This window comes from Piscinibacter sp. PDB1-1 (assembly GCF_056675995.1).
Window position 1 is genome coordinate 956,727 of the sequence record NZ_JBWVZJ010000001.1, and the last position, 15,814, is coordinate 972,540.

At 65.1% G+C, this 15,814-nt stretch carries 19 protein-coding genes and 1 pseudogene; 10 read left to right on the top strand and 10 right to left on the bottom strand.

Annotated features, from left to right (window positions below; all coding sequences use genetic code 11):
* The first annotated feature begins 26 nt into the window (after positions 1-26).
* A complete protein-coding gene (locus tag AC1KAR_RS04265) occupies positions 27-824 on the top strand; it encodes a sulfurtransferase (RefSeq protein WP_480314790.1) in 798 nt (265 codons plus the stop codon).
* On the opposite strand, the gene AC1KAR_RS04270 is transcribed toward AC1KAR_RS04265, so the two are convergent.
* The gene (locus AC1KAR_RS04270) at positions 791-1,510 is read right to left on the bottom strand and encodes a DUF599 domain-containing protein (protein WP_480314792.1); all 720 of its coding nucleotides are present in this window, start codon (positions 1,508-1,510) and stop codon (positions 791-793) included. The genes AC1KAR_RS04265 and AC1KAR_RS04270 overlap by 34 nt on opposite strands.
* Before the next feature lie 27 nt (positions 1,511-1,537).
* Positions 1,538-2,239, bottom strand: coding sequence for a pirin family protein (locus tag AC1KAR_RS04275; protein WP_480314794.1), 702 nt, complete (start codon positions 2,237-2,239; stop codon positions 1,538-1,540).
* Positions 2,240-2,373: 134 nt separating this feature from the next.
* Here AC1KAR_RS04275 and AC1KAR_RS04280 point away from each other — a divergent pair, with 134 nt between their 5' ends.
* From AC1KAR_RS04280 to AC1KAR_RS04295, 4 genes and pseudogenes are all read left to right on the top strand, one after another.
* Complete coding sequence (locus AC1KAR_RS04280) at positions 2,374-3,381, top strand: LysR substrate-binding domain-containing protein (protein ID WP_480314796.1); 1,008 nt, start codon at positions 2,374-2,376, stop codon at positions 3,379-3,381.
* A gap of 26 nt (positions 3,382-3,407) precedes the next feature.
* Positions 3,408-4,274, top strand: a pseudogene (gene gluQRS, locus AC1KAR_RS04285) (tRNA glutamyl-Q(34) synthetase GluQRS); the annotation flags it as partial.
* 51 nt (positions 4,275-4,325) lie between these two features.
* On the top strand, positions 4,326-4,673 hold the full coding sequence (locus AC1KAR_RS04290) for an FKBP-type peptidyl-prolyl cis-trans isomerase (protein ID WP_480317755.1): 348 nt from the start codon (positions 4,326-4,328) through the stop codon (positions 4,671-4,673).
* 58 nt (positions 4,674-4,731) lie between these two features.
* The gene (locus tag AC1KAR_RS04295; protein WP_480314798.1) at positions 4,732-5,622 is read left to right on the top strand and encodes a transglutaminase family protein; all 891 of its coding nucleotides are present in this window, start codon (positions 4,732-4,734) and stop codon (positions 5,620-5,622) included.
* Positions 5,623-5,702: 80 nt separating this feature from the next.
* Here the strand turns inward: AC1KAR_RS04295 and AC1KAR_RS04300 are convergent, their stop codons facing one another.
* Together AC1KAR_RS04300 and orn are read right to left on the bottom strand one after the other, a co-directional pair.
* Positions 5,703-7,313, bottom strand: coding sequence for a DEAD/DEAH box helicase (locus tag AC1KAR_RS04300; protein ID WP_480314800.1), 1,611 nt, complete (start codon positions 7,311-7,313; stop codon positions 5,703-5,705).
* Between the two features lie 361 nt (positions 7,314-7,674).
* Positions 7,675-8,244 carry an oligoribonuclease gene (gene orn, locus AC1KAR_RS04305; protein WP_480314802.1) on the bottom strand — a complete coding sequence of 190 codons (570 nt, stop codon included), beginning with the start codon at positions 8,242-8,244 and terminating at the stop codon, positions 7,675-7,677.
* Positions 8,245-8,291: 47 nt separating this feature from the next.
* Here orn and AC1KAR_RS04310 point away from each other — a divergent pair, with 47 nt between their 5' ends.
* The 3 genes from AC1KAR_RS04310 to rsgA are packed head-to-tail and all read left to right on the top strand — an operon-like array spanning position 8,292 to position 10,781.
* A complete protein-coding gene (locus tag AC1KAR_RS04310) occupies positions 8,292-9,560 on the top strand; it encodes a M48 family metallopeptidase (RefSeq protein WP_480314804.1) in 1,269 nt (422 codons plus the stop codon).
* A gap of 50 nt (positions 9,561-9,610) precedes the next feature.
* The gene (locus AC1KAR_RS04315) at positions 9,611-9,892 is read left to right on the top strand and encodes a 4a-hydroxytetrahydrobiopterin dehydratase (RefSeq protein ID WP_480317757.1); all 282 of its coding nucleotides are present in this window, start codon (positions 9,611-9,613) and stop codon (positions 9,890-9,892) included.
* The gene (gene rsgA, locus AC1KAR_RS04320) at positions 9,882-10,781 is read left to right on the top strand and encodes a ribosome small subunit-dependent GTPase A (RefSeq protein ID WP_480314806.1); all 900 of its coding nucleotides are present in this window, start codon (positions 9,882-9,884) and stop codon (positions 10,779-10,781) included. Before AC1KAR_RS04315 ends, rsgA begins: the two co-directional genes overlap by 11 nt.
* A gap of 23 nt (positions 10,782-10,804) precedes the next feature.
* On the opposite strand, the gene AC1KAR_RS04325 is transcribed toward rsgA, so the two are convergent.
* The 6 genes from AC1KAR_RS04325 to rpsP form a co-directional block, all read right to left on the bottom strand.
* A complete protein-coding gene (locus AC1KAR_RS04325; protein ID WP_480314808.1) occupies positions 10,805-11,794 on the bottom strand; it encodes a CobD/CbiB family protein in 990 nt (329 codons plus the stop codon).
* 36 nt (positions 11,795-11,830) lie between these two features.
* Positions 11,831-12,517 (bottom strand): CoA pyrophosphatase, encoded by a 687-nt coding sequence (locus AC1KAR_RS04330; protein ID WP_480314810.1) that lies wholly within the window; start codon positions 12,515-12,517, stop codon positions 11,831-11,833.
* Between the two features lie 70 nt (positions 12,518-12,587).
* The gene (gene rplS / locus AC1KAR_RS04335; protein WP_436020181.1) at positions 12,588-12,941 is read right to left on the bottom strand and encodes a 50S ribosomal protein L19; all 354 of its coding nucleotides are present in this window, start codon (positions 12,939-12,941) and stop codon (positions 12,588-12,590) included.
* A gap of 97 nt (positions 12,942-13,038) precedes the next feature.
* The gene (gene trmD / locus AC1KAR_RS04340) at positions 13,039-13,791 is read right to left on the bottom strand and encodes a tRNA (guanosine(37)-N1)-methyltransferase TrmD (protein ID WP_480314813.1); all 753 of its coding nucleotides are present in this window, start codon (positions 13,789-13,791) and stop codon (positions 13,039-13,041) included.
* Positions 13,792-13,805: 14 nt separating this feature from the next.
* Positions 13,806-14,399 (bottom strand): ribosome maturation factor RimM, encoded by a 594-nt coding sequence (gene rimM / locus AC1KAR_RS04345; protein WP_480314815.1) that lies wholly within the window; start codon positions 14,397-14,399, stop codon positions 13,806-13,808.
* Between the two features lie 8 nt (positions 14,400-14,407).
* A complete protein-coding gene (rpsP, locus tag AC1KAR_RS04350) occupies positions 14,408-14,656 on the bottom strand; it encodes a 30S ribosomal protein S16 (protein WP_480314817.1) in 249 nt (82 codons plus the stop codon).
* A 178-nt stretch (positions 14,657-14,834) separates the two neighbouring features.
* Here rpsP and AC1KAR_RS04355 point away from each other — a divergent pair, with 178 nt between their 5' ends.
* A complete protein-coding gene (locus AC1KAR_RS04355) occupies positions 14,835-15,371 on the top strand; it encodes an N-acetyltransferase family protein (protein WP_480314819.1) in 537 nt (178 codons plus the stop codon).
* On the top strand, positions 15,368-15,811 hold the full coding sequence (locus tag AC1KAR_RS04360) for a TM2 domain-containing protein (RefSeq protein ID WP_480314821.1): 444 nt from the start codon (positions 15,368-15,370) through the stop codon (positions 15,809-15,811). The genes AC1KAR_RS04355 and AC1KAR_RS04360 overlap by 4 nt, the downstream gene beginning before the upstream one ends.
* The last annotated feature ends 3 nt before the right edge of the window (positions 15,812-15,814 follow it).

Genomic DNA, 15,814 nt, shown 5'->3' on the forward strand with positions numbered 1-15,814 from the left:
GGCACCGGCTCCGTAAAATCACGTTCGTGAACGCCGTCCTCAACATCTCTGCCTACTTGTTCGTCCCCTTGACGGACACACTCGCCCTGCGCGAGAGCATCCGCTCACAAGCTCAGGGTTTTGCCTTGAAGGGAACGGTGTTACTGGCCGAAGAAGGCATCAACCTGTTTCTGGCCGGCGCGCCTGAGAAGGTGCATGCCTTCGTGGCCTGGCTGCGCAGCGACGCGCGCTTTGATTCGCTCGCCCCGAAGGAAAGCTGGTCGGAAGCGGTGCCCTTTCGCAAGCTGCTTGTGAAGATCAAGCACGAGATCATCCGCATGAACCACCCGACCATCCGCCCGCAGACAGGTCGCGCTCCGGCCGTGGACGCGAAGACGCTTGCGCGCTGGCTCGACGCCGGCCGAGACGACGAGGGCCGCCCGGTGGTCACGCTCGACACGCGCAATGCGTTCGAAGTCGGCTACGGCAAGTTCAGCGACGCCATCGACTGGCACATCGACAGGTTCAGCGAGTTCCCGGCACAGGTGGCCGCGCACCGCGACGAGCTGCGTGGCAAGCGTGTCGTGAGCTACTGCACCGGCGGCATCCGCTGCGAGAAGGCGGCAATCTACATGGCCGAGGCCGGCATCGAGAACGTCGTGCAACTGGAAGGCGGCATCCTCAAGTACTTCGAGGAGGTCGGCGGGCGGCACTACGAGGGCAGTTGTTTCGTGTTCGATGAGCGCGAGGCGCTGGGCTCCTCGCTCGCACCCGACACCAGCCCCGTCCAGCCACCCACCCAGGCGCCAGCTCAGGCATTCAACGCGCCTAGCACCTCGGAGTGAAACTCGCGTTGATAAAGGATGTAGATCACCGCGGCCGTCGCGATGACGAAGATCAGCGGTGAGAAGAACCAGCCCACCGTCGCCAGAGCGAGGTAGTAGGCACGCAAGCCGTCGTTGAAGGTCTCGGCTGCCATGCCGACCACACGGCCGGCCTTGTCCGCGAAGGCCTGGCGCTTCGCATCGCCCTCGGCACCCAGCGCCTCGAACTGTTTCGCCTCAGGTGCGGCTGCGATCATCAGCGCGCCGAAGGTGTACTGGCGCATCGACCATGTGAAGCGAAAGAAGGCGTAGACGAACACCATCAGCAGCAGCACCAGCTTCAGCTCGAAGATGAGCACCGAGGTGCGCGCTGCGAATGGCAGGTCGCGCACCAGCTCGCTCGCCTTGTCCCCGGCACTCAAGGCGGCGAGCACGCCACCGATCAGCAGGATGGTGGTAGAGGCAAAGAACGAGGGGCTCGTCGACAGGCTCTGGATCACCACGCCATCGACGACGCGAACATCGCGGTAGGTGGTCTGCATCATCCAAAGCCGGCGATAGCGGTTGGTGGTGGCGAGCACCGAAGGCCGTGTTTGCGCGCGAGTCTTGGCGAATCGCACATAGCCCGACCAGGACACGAAGAACGTGGCCAACGCCGCCCAGTCACCCCAGGGCAGGATGCTGAAGACCTTGATCAGTGATTCCATGCGGTCACTGTATCAAGGCCCTCTTGCTCAGGGAGCGAGGTCAAACACCAGCACTTCGGCCTCTCGGCCCTGGTCGATCCGCAGCACGTCTTCGCTCGTCAGCAAGACGGCATCACCCGCCTCGGCTCGCTTGCCGTTGACCTGAACGGCACCGCGTGCCACATGCACGTAGGTCTTGCGCCGCGGGTCGAGCTGAAGCTCGGCGCGCTCATCGCCGTCGAACAGGCCGGCCCGCAAGGACGCATCGGCGTGGATCGTGACCGAGCCGTCGCGCCCATCGGGGCTGGCCACGAGCGCGAGCTTGCCTCGCTTGGCTGGCGCGTCGAAGCGCTTTTGCTCGTAGCCCGGCGCAATGCCGCGTTGGTCGGGGATGATCCAGATCTGCAGGAAGTGCGTGGTCTCGCCTTTCGCATGGTTGAACTCGCTGTGCTGCACGCCGCTGCCGGCGCTCATGCGCTGCACGTCGCCAGGCACGATCTCGGTGCCGTTGCCCATGCTGTCGCGGTGGCCGAGCGCGCCCTCGAGCACATACGAAATGATCTCCATGTCTCGGTGGCCATGGGTGCCGAAGCCTGTGCCCGGCGCAATGCGGTCTTCGTTGATGACGCGCAGGTTGCCCACGCCCATGCGCGCGGGGTTGTGATAGTCCGCAAATGAGAAGCTGTGAAAAGACTTCAGCCAGCCGTGGTCGGCGTAGCCGCGCTCGGACGATCTGAGAAGGCCGATCATTGAATGCTCCTTGTTTGAGTTGCCTGTCGAACGAGCCTCAATTTAGGTCGTGCAGCTGCGTCTGAAGCCGCAGCGCGGTGAAGCGTTCATTCAAATAAGATGAACGCGCTTCCTTCACAGTCGACCCCGCGCCCATGATCAGTGCCCGCAACGTGCTCACCCCCGAAGCCCTGGCGATGATGGATGTGATCGCGCGCACCGGCAGCTTTGCCGCTGCGGCGCGCGAGTTGGGCAAGGTGCCGTCGGCACTCACGTACAACGTGCGCCAGCTCGAAGACGCGCTCGACGTGCTTTTGTTCGACCGCCGTTCACGGCAAGCCAAGCTGACCGCCGCGGGCGAGGAGCTGCTCTCCGAAGGCCGGCGCCTGCTGGAGCAGGTGGACGCCGTGGCCAACCGCGTCAAGCGCGTCGCCACGGGGTGGGAGACCCAGCTCACCGTGGCCGTTGACGGGGCCATCTCGCGCGTGACGGTGTTCGAGATGTGCGAAGCCTTCTACGCGCTCAAGGCCGAAGGGGGCGACCCCGAACGCAGCGGCCCGGGAACGCGGCTTCGCTTGCGTACCGAGACGCTCGCTGGCACCTGGGAGGCCCTTATCAGCGGACAGGCCGACCTGGCCATCGGTGTGGGCGCCGACCAGCTGCCGCCCGCGGGCATCCAGATGCAACCGCTCGGGACCATCCCGTTCGTCTTCGCGGTGGCGCCACACCACCCGCTCGCAGCCGCCGCGGCGCCGATCAGCGACGCCGAGCTGATGCGCCACCGCGCCGTCGCCGTCGCCGACTCGGCACAACGCCTGGCGCCACTCACAGTCAACCTGCTGCCCGGGCAGGACGTGCTGACCCTCTCGACGATGCAGCTCAAGATCGAAGCCCTGCTGCGCTGCATGGGCTGCGGGTTCATCCCCGAGCCGATGGCGCGGGAGCACATCGCCGCGGGCGTCCTGGTGGCCAAGAGCGTCCAGCGCCCCCCGCTCATGGCGCGCATGGGATACGCCTGGCGCGGCGAGCCGCTGGGGAAGTCTCAGCGCAAGGCCCCCCAGGGCATGGCTCTGCGCTGGTGGCTCGCGCAACTCGAAAGCCCCGCCACCCGCAAGGCGCTGCTCGAGCGGCACACGGGCCGCATGCCGCTGGGCGGCGCCTGACGGGCGCCCGCAACGCCCGATTCCCCGTGTACCGCGGACGTTTCGCGCCCTCTCCCACCGGCCCCCTGCATGCCGGCTCGCTGGTGGCCGCACTGGCCAGCTGGCTGGACGCGCGCGCGCACGGTGGTCGATGGCTGGTGCGCATCGAAGACGTCGACACGCCGCGCTGCGTCGAGGGCGCCGATCGTCACATCCTCGCCCAACTCGCCGCCTGTGGTCTGCACCCGGATGAGCCGCCGGTCTGGCAATCCCGTCGCGGTGCGCTCTATCAATCGGCACTTGATCGGCTCACACGCGCAGACCTGGCCTACCCCTGCGGCTGCACCCGGCGCGATATCGCCCTGGCGCTGGCCGCGAGCGGGCTCCACAAGGAGCGACACGGCGATCTCGTCTACCCCGGAACCTGCCGCCACGGCCTCCACGGCAAACCGGCCCGGGCCATGCGGCTGCGCACCAGCGCTCAAGATGGCGGCGATGTGCACCTTACATGGGCGGACCGCCGCCTGGGCGAACAGTGGCAGAACCTCACGCAGGCAGTAGGCGACTTCGTCCTGCACCGTGCCGACGGCCTGTGGGCCTACCAGTTGGCCGTGGTCGTGGACGATGCCGAGCAGCGCATCACGCATGTGGTGCGCGGTCAGGACCTGGCCGACAACACCGCCCGGCAGATCCACCTGCAGCGCGCGCTCGGCCTGCCCACGCCGAGCTACCTGCATACGCCCTTGGTGCTCAACGCACAGGGAGAAAAACTCTCCAAGCAATCGGGCGCGATGGCGCTGGACATGCAGCAAGCTTTGCAGGCGCTGGCCGCCGCCGGTCAGGCACTCGAATTGCCACAGTCCGATGCCCCTGATGTGGGAGCCTGGCTGGCAAGCGCCGTGCTGTCATGGCGTGCGCAACACGGAGTCGCTAGCATCACAGGCTTTCAACCAAGGACCACCACCATGCAAACCACCGCCTCCGGCCTGCAATTCGAAGACACCACTCCCGGCACCGGCGCCGAGGCCTCGGCCGGTCAGAACGTCACGGTGCACTACACCGGCTGGCTCTACAGCGACGGCGTGAAGGGTGCCAAGTTTGACAGCAGCAAAGACCGCGGCGACCCCTTCGAATTCAATCTGGGTGCCGGCATGGTGATCCGCGGCTGGGACGAGGGCGTGCAAGGCATGAAGGTCGGCGGTACGCGCCTGCTCGTGATCCCGCCCACACTTGGCTATGGCGCACGCGGCGCTGGCGGCGTGATCCCGCCCAATGCCACCCTCATGTTCGAAGTCGAGCTGCTCGGCGTCTGACGCCCGGCCGAACGCGCTCGGCGATACCCCCCAACAACCCATCGCCGAGCGAGAACCCATGTTTGTCCAGTACGCCATCACCCACACCACCACGTACCGCTACACCAAGCCGGTGAGCTTTGGCGAACACCGGGTGATGTTCCGGCCGCGTGACAGCCATGACCTGCGCGTGCTGGCCACCGACCTGTCCGTCAGCCCAGAGGCCGACGTGCGGCTGATTCAAGACCCGTTCTCGAATTCCATCGCGCTCGTCCGGCCGCTGTCGGACGCGAGCGAGTTGAAGATCGTCTGCTCCTTCACCATCGAGCACGCGCACAGCAACAACCTCGAACTGCCGCTTGCGCCTTCTGCGGAGCACTATCCCTTCGCCTATACGGTGGAAGAACGCTTCGACCTCGAGCACTACCTCAGGCCCCACTACGACGACCCGGACGGAAAGCTCACGAGCTGGGCACGCCAGTTCATCCGCACCGATGGCCCGACGGCCACGCGCGACCTGCTCATCCAGATGAACCAGCACATCCGCGAGAACTTCACCTACGCCGCGCGCGACGAGGAAGGTACGCAGTGCCCTCTGGTGACCCTGGAGCGAGGCAGCGGCAGTTGCCGCGACTTCGCCCTGCTGATGATGGAAGCCGCCCGTCGGTTGGGCGTGGCATCGCGCTTCGTTTCGGGCTACCTGTACGACGCGGCGCTCGACCCTTCGGCCACGACCGGCCAGGCTGCGGTGACAGGCGCCGGCTCCACCCACGCCTGGCTGCAGACCTACCTGCCGGGGGCCGGTTGGGTGCCCTTCGATCCGACCAACAACCTGCTCGGCGGCTACCAACTCGTGCGCGTGGGTGTCTCCCGCGATCCCAAGCAGGCCGCGCCCGTCTCGGGGAGCTGGTTTGGTGAAGCCGATGCGTACCTGGGCATGTCGGTCGAAGTCGACGTCCGGCGCCTCTGAGCCGTCCGCTGGCCGCTACCGCCAGCGCATGAAAAAGGGCTCGCCAAGCGAGCCCTTCTTTTTCAGCCGATCAATGCAGATCAGCGGCTGAAACCACCCTGACGCGAACGCTGCGGCTTGGCAAACCCGCCCTTGCCGCCGGGCCCACCGGCAGGCTTGCGCGGTGCGAAGCCTTCCGAGTTGCGATCAGCCGGTGCACGGTCGAATGCGTGACGCTGCGCTGGCTGGCCATGCGGTGCGAAACCACCGTGGTGGCGCTCTTGCGGGCGCTCGGCATTGAAGCGGTGCGGTGCATTGCCACGGTCGAATGCCTGGCGCTCGAAGGGCGGGCGATCCTGCGACTGGCGCTCGAAAGGCGCGCGATCGCGTCCGAAGAACCCATCACCACCACCACGGTGATGCGCAGGCTTGCCGAACGGCTTGCCGCCAAACCCGCCCTTGCCCATGCCACCGCCACGGTGGGCACCGAAGCCCGGCTTGCCCTCGGGGCGGCCGGTGCCGCGCGGCGCGTGCAGGCGCGGCTCGGGCTGCTTCGGCTCGAGGCCAGCAATCGTGGTGACAGGAATGTCCTGCGTCGTGAAGTGCTGGATGCGGCGGATCATGCCCGCGTCCATGCGCTCAGCCAGGGTCACGGCCAGACCGTTGCGACCCGCACGGCCGGTGCGGCCGATGCGGTGAACATAGTCTTCTGCCTTCATGGGCAGGCCGTAGTTGATGACGTGGCTGATGGACGGCACGTCGATGCCACGCGCGGCCACGTCGGTGGCCACCAGCACGTTAAGTTGCCGGTTGCGCAGGCCTTGCAGCACGCGGGTGCGCCGGCCTTGCGGCATGCCTCCGTGCAGCGACGCCACCTTGTGGCCCATGTCGGCCAGGCGATCGGCCAGCCAGTCGGCGTCGCGCTGCGTACTGGTGAACACCACGGCCTGCTCCATGGCCTTCTCGGTCAGGATGTGGTCGAGCAACGCGTCCTTGTGGCCCTTGTTGTCGGCCCAGTGCAGGCGCTGTTCGATGTTCTCGTGAGTATCGGTGTGCGAGGCCACGTCGATGCGCATCGGGTCGCGCAGCAGGTCTTGCGCCAGGCGGCCCACGTTGCCGCCGAAGGTGGCGCTGAACATCACGGTCTGGCGGCCTTGCGGCAGTTGGTCAACGATGTGCTGGATGTCGTCGATGAAGCCCATGTCGAGCATGCGGTCGGCTTCGTCGAGCACGAGCATCTCGACGTTCTCGAGAATGGCCTTGCCCGAGCTCATGTGATCCATCAGGCGGCCGGGGGTTGCAATCAAAACATCGAGCGGGCCGCGCAGCGCCTTGAGCTGCGCGCCGTAGGGCACGCCACCGACGACGGTCGTGACGCGCAGACCTTGCACATGGCGGCCGTAGGTCACGGCGGCCTTGTCGACCTGCATCGCCAGTTCGCGCGTAGGCGCCAGCACCAGGATGCGCGGGCCGTAGACCACGCCCTTTTCGCGGCGCTTGGTGTTGTCGCCACGGGCGGCGAGGATGCGCTGCAGCGCAGGCAGCACGAACGAAGCCGTCTTGCCGCTGCCGGTGCTGGCCGAGACCATCAGGTCCTTGCCTTCAAGGGCTTGCGGGATGGCTTGCGCCTGCACTTCGGTGGCAGAGGTGTAACCAGAGTCGGTCACGGCGCGCAGGAGGGCCTCATTCAGGCCAAGGTTTTCGAAACTCATCGTCTACTTTCTTCACAAAACGGTGCCCGCGCGCCCGGCATTCCATGCAGGGCACGACAAAGACACCACAGGCTCACGGGCCTGGGGTCAGTCGCTGGGGAGAAGGTCCGAACCCTCACCGGCGCCATTGCGCCGGAGGACGGGTACCAAGGAACAGTCAAAGCGACGGCATCGCCGCCAACCGTTCCCTGGCCATTTGCCATGGGTTTCGAACAAAGCGCACAAGCCAGAACGGCTTGTGGCGAGACTCGATGAGGTCAGAGGGGATGAACGAATTGCTGAGTGCACGCAGGCACTTCAGCCAAGCCTATGATTGTAGCAAGAATCGGGGTTTTCCCCAAATCCTTTCGAGAGCACCCGGCTATTTGGCGAGAAAGTGCTCGCGGTAGTACACCAGTTCGTCGATCGACTCGTGGATGTCAGCCAGGGCCGTGTGCGCCTGCGCCTTCTTGAAGCCACCCAGGATGGCAGGCTTCCAGCGCTTGGCGAGTTCCTTCAGCGTGCTGACGTCGAGGTTGCGGTAGTGAAAGAAAGCTTCGAGCTTGGGCATGTAGTTGGCGAGAAAACGCCGGTCCTGACAGATGCTGTTGCCGCACATCGGCGAGGTGTTCTTGGGAACGTACTGCTTCAGAAACTCGATCACCTGGGCTTCGGCGGCCAATTCATCGACGGTTGATGCCTTCACGCGATCGATCAACCCGCTCTTGCCGTGCGTACCCTTGTTCCACGCATCCATGCCGTCGAGCGTGGCGTCGCTCTGGTGCACTGCGAACACGGGGCCTTCCACGCGCACCGTGAGGTTGGCATCCGTGACGACCACGGCGACTTCGATGATGCGGTCCTTGTCGGGGTACAGGCCGGTCATTTCGAGGTCGATCCAGATCAGGTTCTGATCACTGCTGGCGAGCGTGGCGGCGGCGGTTTCGGTCATGTGTCGGTTCTCCTAGGGGGCATTCTCGCAGCCTACACTTGCGGGCTATGCAAAGTACCGCGCTCACGCTGCTGTTTGCGGCGGCCCTGATGGCCTCGCTGCTCGTCAAGTTCTGGCTCGCGACGCGGCAGATGCGCCACGTCGCGGCTCACCGTGGCGAAGTCCCCGCGCCGTTCGCGCACACCATCACGCTGGCCGCTCATCAGAAGGCGGCCGACTACACGCTCGCCAAGGGGCGCCTGGGGATCCTGAGCACGGCGTTCGGCGCTGCGGTGCTGCTCGGTTGGACGCTGCTTGGCGGTCTGGACACCTTGAACGCCAGCGTACGCGACGCCGTCGAGCCACGGTTCGGCGCCATGGCCTACCAGTTGGCGCTCTTCGCCGTGTTCGCGCTGATCGGCGGCCTGCTCGATCTGCCGTTCGAGCTTTACAACACCTTCCGGCTCGAACAACGGTTCGGCTTCAACCGCATGACCTGGCGCCTTTACGTGACCGACGCGCTCAAGGGCCTCGTCGTCGGTGCGCTCATCGGCCTGCCCATTGCGGCCCTGATCCTGTGGCTCATGGGCGCCGCGGGTTCGATGTGGTGGCTGTGGGCGTGGGGCGCATGGATGGCATTCAACCTCGCCGTTCTGGTGCTCTACCCGACCGTCATCGCACCCCTCTTCAACAAGTTCAAGCCGCTCGACGATGAATCACTGAGGGATCGCGTGCAGACGTTGATGGCACGCTGCGGATTTCAGGCCAAGGGCCTGTTCGTGATGGATGGCAGCAAGCGCTCGGCGCACGCGAATGCGTACTTCACCGGCATGGGCGCGGCCAAGCGCGTCGTGTTCTTCGACACGCTGCTCTCGAAGCTGACCCCCGGCGAAGTCGAGGCCGTGCTGGCACACGAGCTGGGGCACTTCAAGTACAAGCACGTCACCAAGCGCATCGTGTCGATGTTCGCGATGAGCCTCGCCGGGTTCGCCCTGCTGGGTTGGTTGTCGAACCAGCTGTGGTTCTACACAGGCCTCGGCGTGCAACCCTCGCTTGGCACGCCGAACGATGCGCTTGCCTTGCTGCTCTTCCTGATGGTGGTGCCGGTGTTCGCGTATTTCGTCTCGCCGCTGTTCGCGCAACTCTCGCGCAAGCACGAGTTCCAGGCCGACGCCTACGCCTGCGAGCAGGCCCGAGGCAGCGACCTCGCGGCCGCGCTGCTCAAGCTGCACGAGGACAACGCCTCGACGCTCACACCCGATCCGATCTACGTGCGCTTCTACTATTCACACCCGGCGGCTGTGGAGCGCCTGGCCGCCATCCGACAGGCGGGCTGACCATGAACAATCTGCTCAACATGAAGTGCCAGGCTCTCTCGGGCGCCCCTATGGGTGAGACGGTGGTCAAGGACCACCTCGCGCAAGTCAGCGGCTGGCACCTGAGCAGCGGTGCGATCGAGAAGACCTTCACATTCAAGAACTACCACGAGACCATGGCCTTCGTGAATGCGCTGGCCTGGATCGCCCACACCGAAGACCACCACCCCGACCTCGCGGTGAGCTACAGCCGCTGTGTGGTGCGCTTCAACACGCACTCGGTGGGTGGCATCTCGATCAACGACTTCATCTGCGCGGCCAAGGCCGACGCGCTGGTGGCCTTTGTCGGCTGAGTTCGATCAGGGCCTGGTGGTGGCGGGCTACGGCCGCCACTACATCGTCGAGACACCCGAGGGCGAGCGAATCACCTGCCATCCGCGCGGCAAGAAGAGCGACTGCGTGGTCGGCGACCGGGTTCGCTGGCAGCCCACCGGTGATGAAGGCGTGATCGAACACGTCGAGCCGCGCCGAAACCTGCTGTACCGGCAAGACGAATGGAAGACGAAGTCCTTCGCGGCAAACCTTGACCAGATCCTGGTGATGGTTGCAAGCGAACCCGTGTTCAGCGAATCGCAACTCGCGCGCGCTCTGATGGCCGCCGAGAGCGCAGGCATCGCCGCGCGGATCCTGCTCAACAAGGCCGACCTGCCGCAGATTGCCGCCGCGCGCGAGCGCCTGCTGCCCTACACGCGCATGGGCTACGACGTCATCGAGGTGGCACTGAAGGCCCGGCCCGACGATGCCCGCTGGCAGTTGAGCTCACTGCTCGCCAATCGGGCCACGCTGGTTCTCGGCCCGAGCGGAACGGGCAAGAGCACGCTCATCAACCTGCTCGCGCCAGATGCCAAGGCGCAGGTGGGTGAGATTTCTCAAGCCCTGAATTCCGGCAAGCACACGACGACCTCCACACAGTGGTACTGGCTGGATACGGAACGTCGCACCGGGCTCATCGATTCGCCCGGCTTTCAGGAGTTCGGCCTGCGCCAGATCTCATCTCAAGAGCTGCCCCGCCTGATGCCGGACCTGGACGACGCCTCCAAGCTGTGCAAGTTCTACAACTGCACTCACTTGCACGAACCGGGATGTGGCGTCAGGGCGGCGCTTGAGCGCGGTGAGATCACTGAGTCGCGCTATCGCATCTACTCGGAGCTGTTCGCCGAACTCTCGGCCACGCGGTACTAGGTACTCGGCTCAGTGCCCGCGGCTCAACCCACCAGGTTGGCCACTGAGAGCAGGGCCAGCAAGAGCATCCACAAGATCACCGAGCGCCAGACCAGGCCCACGATGCTGCGCAGATGCCCCGGCTGCGGCAAGGCGCCCGGCGTGGAGCCAACGGCTCCCACGGTCTCGTCTGCAATGCCGCTGTCGAAAGTCTTCGAGCGATCAGGTGTGACGCCTGGTGCTGCGCTGCCGCCGAGTTGAACTCCCACGGCGCCAGCAGCCGCGGCGAGGATGATCCCTTCGTTGGCATGCAGCCACAACCCTGCATCGCGCCGCCAACACGACACGGCCTCTTCAAAGTTGCCGACGACCGCGAACCCGAATGCGGTCAGGCGCGCCGGGAGGTGATCGATCAGGCCGAACAGGCGCTGCGACAAGGCCAGCAGCCGCTCGTTGCTCGGCAGCCCGACCACGCGACTCTTGAACGACCAGTAGCGGCTCGCGAACTCGGCCATGCGATACATCACCGCGCCCGCCGGCCCGAGGCCCAGGGTGGACAGCACCACGAACCAGAAGAACACACCGAACACATGACGGTGCGCGGCGAGCAAGGAGTGCTCGATCACGTGACGCAAGAGTTCGGTGCGCGGCAACTCGCTCGCGTCCAGATGGCGCCATTCCGCCAGAAGGCTGCGGGCGCCGACCTCGTCACCTCGCTCCAGGGCATCGCGAATGTCGGTGAAGTAGTGGCTGAACTGCCGAAAGCCCAAGGTCACGTAGAGAACGGCCACGTTCCACGCAAGCGCGGCCATCAGGCTGTAGTGAGCAATGGCGAAATGGATCGCCCATGCAAGCAGCGCCGGCAGCAGCACCGAAATGCACCACACGACCCATGCGTGATGCTCCTTGCCAGCATCGAAATTGCGCCCGGTCCAGCGTATCCACCCCGTGAGCGCGTCGTGCACGAAGTTGTGCCGCGGCAGGGGCTTGAGTTGCTCGATCAGCAGGGCGAGAAAGACGGCGAAAAAGCTCATGTGGCGCGATGATAACGGCGCGCTTTTCGTGCCCGTCTATGCGGCGAGAAACCGATACAGATTGCGCAACATCGCGGCAGTGGCCCCCCAGACAAAGTAGCGGCGCGGCCGGCCGGCGGCATCGACACCCGTCCAGGGCATGGACAGGAATTCACGCGTCACCCCGCCCATCTCGATCGCATGCCAACGATGGTTCGCGGGGTTCATGAGGAACGCGAGCGGCACCTCGAACACTTCCGCCACTTCGAATGGGTCGAGGCGCAGATTCAGATGGGGCGGGACCAAGCCGACGACGGGAGTGACGACGAAGCCCGTGCCGGTTGTGTAGGTGGGCAACTGCCCGATCACATCAACAGAGGCGGGAGGCAAGCCGATCTCCTCCTCGGCTTCCCGCAGCGCCGTGGCCACTGCATCGGCGTCTTCGGGTTCCGCGCGCCCGCCGGGGAAGCTGACTTGGCCCGGATGATCGGTCAGGTGATCGGTGCGCTGGGTGAGCAGCACGCTCAAACCCTCTTCTCGTTGCACCAGGGGCACGAGCACCGAGGCCAGCGTCGAACGCCGCTCTGTGAACTGGCGCTCGACGGCAATCTCCGGCGACCACACCGGTGGCTGAACGAAACGGCGGCGAAGGGCTTCTGCCAGCAACTCGTCGCTACGCACGGAAGGCAGGTGGTCGTCCACCGACGCCACGGGCAACTCTTGGGGATCGAAGCTCAACGCCATGGAAATGCATTGGAAACGAAAAAGCCGCCTCGTGAGGCGGCTTTCGGAAGCAGCGAGGCTGACGAAAAGGTCAGGCCAGCTTTTCCTTGATACGTGCCGACTTGCCCGAACGCTGGCGCAGGTAGTACAGCTTGGCACGACGCACGTCGCCGCGGCGCTTGACCTCGATCTTCGAGATCAGCGGGCTGTACAGCTGGAAGGTACGTTCCACGCCTTCGCCGCTCGAGATCTTGCGAACGATGAAGCTGGAGTTCAGACCACGGTTGCGCTTGGCGATGACGACGCCTTCGTACGCCTGGACGCGCTTGCGCGTGCCTTCGACGACGTTGACGCTGACGATCACCGTGTCACCGGGGGCGAACGGCGGGATGGTCTTGTTCAGACGAGCAATTTCTTCTTGCTCAAGGGTTTGGATCAGATCCACAGGCTTTCTCCTTGTGATCGTGCCAGCTCGGGTGTTGAAATGTGGGGCCGGTCCGCAGACCAAGCCTCTCCGGGGCAGAGGATCGAAAAGCCTTTGATTATAGCCCAAGTGAGAGCAGGTACTTCTCGTCGGCCTTCGAGAGGCCTCCGCGTGCACGCAGCGTCTCGATCAGTTCAGGCCGCCGCCGCGCCGTGAGCGCAAGCGACTGCTCACGGCGCCAGCGGGCGATGTCTGCGTGGTGGCCTGAGAGCAGCACCGCCGGCACGGCCGCATCCCCTTCAGGCGTCGGAAGAACTTCAGGGCGGCTGAAATGCGGGCAGTCGAGCAGACCGTTGGAAAAGCTGTCCTGCTGGTGTGACTGCGCGTCGCCGAGCACGCCGTCCTGCAGGCGCGCCACCGCATCCATCAAGGCCAGAGCCGGGAGTTCACCGCCCGACAAGACGAAGTCGCCAAGACTGAGTTCGATGTCCACGTGTCGGTCGATGAAACGCTGGTCGATGCCCTCGTAACGACCGCACAGGAGCACTGCCCCTGGGCCTTGGGCGAACTGAGTGACCAGATCCTGGTCAATGCGCCGCCCGACGGGTGTGAAATGAATCACAGGGGCCGCGTCCGCTCGCGCCGATCGAATGGCCTGAAGCGCCCGCTCCAGTGGCTCGACCAGCATCACCATGCCCGGACCACCGCCGTAGGGGCGGTCGTCCACACGCCGATAGGCGTTGTCCGCGAAGTCGCGCAGCGGCCAGAGGTGCACATCGACCTGGCCGCTCTCGTACGCGCGGCGGGTGATGCCCTGCGTCAGATGCGGCGAGAACAGGTCGGGGAACAGGGTGATGACGTCAAAACGCATGCCGCCCGTCCGGATCAGTAATCCAGCCCCCAGTCGACCGTGATGCGCTTCTCGGCGAGGCTCACGGCGTCGACGTACGCCGCCACGAACGGAATCAGACGCTCGTCTGCCTTGGCATCCGCGGGCTGGGCTCGCAGCACGCTGTGCGGGCCGGTGTCGATCAGGCCGACCACTGTACCCAGGTCTTCGCCCTGGCGATTGACGACTGACAGGCCGATCAGATCGACCCAGTAGTACTCGTCAGTGTCTGCAGTGGGGAAACTCGCGCGGCTGATGAAGATCCTGGCCCCGCGCAGCGCCTCGGCGCCGCTGCGGTCTTCGACCTCTTGTGCCTGAGCGACGACGATGTCGCCATGCTCTTTGGCCTGGGTGATCTTGAGCAGCGCCGGGTAACGGCTGGCTTGGGCGCCCAGCCGCTTCAGAACGGCGTCTTCCGGCGGCTTGATGAACCAGCGGCGGGAAGAAAAAAGCGCCTGGGGGTCAGATGCAAAGGGCTGGATCTTGACCCAGCCCTTCACGCCCCAGGCGTCTACGATGCGGCCGACTTCGATCGCGTCCTCAGGCCAGGCCGGATCACCGGACCCGGCAACCGAGGGCGTCTCGGCCACGATCGATGTCAGGCCGCAGCCTTGGCTTGCGCAACCAGGCGAGCCACCGTCGGCGACAGTTGAGCGCCGTTGTTAGACCAGAAATCGACGCGGTCGAACGCAACGCGCAGCGGCTGCTCGGCACCGGAGGCCACGGGGTTGTAGAAACCCACGCGCTCGATGAAGCGGCCGTCACGGCGATTGCGGGAATCGGAGACGACGATGTTGTAGAAAGGACGCTTCTTGGCGCCACCACGTGCGAGTCGAATCACGACCATGTTGTTTCCTTGAGTATTGAAAACATCCACCGCACCAGGAGACACTCAGGGCGAGCAGATCAAAGGGCAGCAACCACACGTTCCTGCCGGGAACTCGATGTCGTAGATACGCCGGCCATCGGCCAACCGCCATCGAAACCGCGCATTATAAACTCAAGCGCAACTTCTGAGTGCAAACTTGACGCCCCCCTGCATCCGCCCCAGCCAGAACGCCGATCTGGCACGAATTACCGAGATCTACGCCTGGAACGTGCTCAACGGCACCGGAACGTTCGAACTCGATCCGCCCGACTTGGCCGAAGTGACCCGCCGGCGCGACGACGTGATCGCAAAGGGGCTGCCCTGGCTCGTTGCAGAGCAACACGGCCAGGTTCTGGGCTACGCGTACGCGAACCACTTCCGCCCGCGAAAGGCGTATCGGTTCTGCCTGGAGGATTCGATCTATCTGGCCGATTCCGCACGCGGCCGAGGCATCGGCAAGCTGCTTCTCGCCGAGTTGCTGGCTCAGTGCGAGGCGCTGGGCGCCCGTCAAATGCTCGCCGTGATCGGCGATTCGGCCAATGCCGGTTCGATCGGCGTGCACCAGAGTCTCGGCTTCGAACACACAGGTGTTCTCAAGGCCAGCGGCTGGAAGTTCGACGCCTGGCGCGACGTCGTCATCATGCAGCGTGCCCTCGGCGCAGGTGATGGCAGCGCGCCGGCGAGCGACGCATGACCCACTACAAATCAAAGACGCTCGCCACCTGGATCGCGCTGATCGGTGGCGGCCTGGGATTGCACCGCTTCTACCTGCATGGCTTTCGCGATGCCTGGGGGTGGCTGTGGTGGGTGCCGACGCTGCTGGGTGCCTATGGCGTGAAGCGCGTGCTTGACCTCGGCCAGGATGACCAACTTGCCTGGCTGCTGGTGCCCCTGCTGGGCATCGCCTTGTCATCGGCGATGCTCTCGGCCATCGTCTACGGGTTGATGCCAGACGAGGCATGGAACGCGCGGTTCAACCCAAATGGTCGAGCGCATGCGAGTGGCTGGGGGGTCGTGATCGCACTCGTCATCTCGCTGCTCGTGGGAGCGACGGTCCTGATGTCGACCATCGCGTTCAGCGGGCAGCGCTACTTCGAGTACCAGATCGAAGAAGGCCGAAAGATCAGCCAGTGACCC

Bases quoted from the DNA above. Each gene is read 5' to 3' on its own strand.
- AC1KAR_RS04270 (WP_480314792.1), bottom strand. From the start codon at position 1,510: ATGGAATCACTGATCAAGGTCTTCAGCATCCTGCCCTGGGGTGACTGG.
- rpsP (WP_480314817.1), bottom strand. From the start codon at position 14,656: ATGGTCGTGATTCGACTCGCACGTGGTGGCGCCAAGAAGCGTCCTTTC.
- AC1KAR_RS04300 (WP_480314800.1), bottom strand. From the start codon at position 7,313: ATGAGTTTCGAAAACCTTGGCCTGAATGAGGCCCTCCTGCGCGCCGTG.
- trmD (WP_480314813.1), bottom strand. From the start codon at position 13,791: ATGCGTTTTGACGTCATCACCCTGTTCCCCGACCTGTTCTCGCCGCAT.
- AC1KAR_RS04295 (WP_480314798.1), top strand. From the start codon at position 4,732: ATGTTTGTCCAGTACGCCATCACCCACACCACCACGTACCGCTACACC.
- AC1KAR_RS04325 (WP_480314808.1), bottom strand. From the start codon at position 11,794: ATGAGCTTTTTCGCCGTCTTTCTCGCCCTGCTGATCGAGCAACTCAAG.
- AC1KAR_RS04280 (WP_480314796.1), top strand. From the start codon at position 2,374: ATGATCAGTGCCCGCAACGTGCTCACCCCCGAAGCCCTGGCGATGATG.
- AC1KAR_RS04310 (WP_480314804.1), top strand. From the start codon at position 8,292: ATGCAAAGTACCGCGCTCACGCTGCTGTTTGCGGCGGCCCTGATGGCC.
- AC1KAR_RS04275 (WP_480314794.1), bottom strand. From the start codon at position 2,239: ATGATCGGCCTTCTCAGATCGTCCGAGCGCGGCTACGCCGACCACGGC.
- AC1KAR_RS04330 (WP_480314810.1), bottom strand. From the start codon at position 12,517: ATGGCGTTGAGCTTCGATCCCCAAGAGTTGCCCGTGGCGTCGGTGGAC.
- AC1KAR_RS04360 (WP_480314821.1), top strand. From the start codon at position 15,368: ATGACCCACTACAAATCAAAGACGCTCGCCACCTGGATCGCGCTGATC.
- AC1KAR_RS04290 (WP_480317755.1), top strand. From the start codon at position 4,326: ATGCAAACCACCGCCTCCGGCCTGCAATTCGAAGACACCACTCCCGGC.
- orn (WP_480314802.1), bottom strand. From the start codon at position 8,244: ATGACCGAAACCGCCGCCGCCACGCTCGCCAGCAGTGATCAGAACCTG.
- AC1KAR_RS04315 (WP_480317757.1), top strand. From the start codon at position 9,611: ATGGGTGAGACGGTGGTCAAGGACCACCTCGCGCAAGTCAGCGGCTGG.